This window comes from Marinitoga sp. 1154 (genome assembly GCF_013363285.1).
GTDB lineage: Bacteria > Thermotogota > Thermotogae > Petrotogales > Petrotogaceae > Marinitoga.
Genome location: NZ_LBFB01000082.1, coordinates 1 through 501, shown reverse-complemented (window position 1 = coordinate 501; position 501 = coordinate 1). Strand labels below are relative to the sequence as shown.

At 23.2% G+C, this 501-nt stretch carries 1 protein-coding gene; it reads right to left on the bottom strand.

Going from position 1 to position 501, the window contains the following annotated elements; translation table 11 throughout:
• Positions 1-447 (bottom strand): AAA family ATPase (locus tag XO12_RS11195; RefSeq protein WP_175420365.1); only part of this gene is annotated, 447 nt, incomplete at its 3' end.
• Positions 448-501: the final 54 nt, after the last annotated feature.

Here is a 501-nt window from a genome sequence, read left to right as displayed (position 1 = left end):
TTCATATTCGTCTATGAGTATTACTGTTTTTTCTTTGTATTTTTTACTTAATTCTGTTATTAAATGTCCAAATTTTGTTGGTAAATTATTTTTTATTGGTGAAATATCATATTCTCTATATAATTCTCCAATTCTTTCATCAAGTGAATCTATAAATTCATCATATGTTGTTAATGTATTATCTGACATATCGAGTTTTATTACAGGATATTCTTTAAATTCCCATTTATCATATATGTATGTTCCCTTGAATAATTCTTTTTCTCCCTTGAATAAATAATACAATGTTGATACTGTTAAGCTTTTACCAAACCTCCTTGGTCTTGAGAGAAAATAAAATTTTCCACTATCTATTAAATTAAATATATATTTTGTTTTATCTACATATATATAATTTTCTTCTATTATTTCTTTATAATCCTGTACTCCTATTGGTAATTTTTTCATTTTCATCATCTCCACATTTGTTTTTTCTTAGTATTATTATAGCATAAATGTATC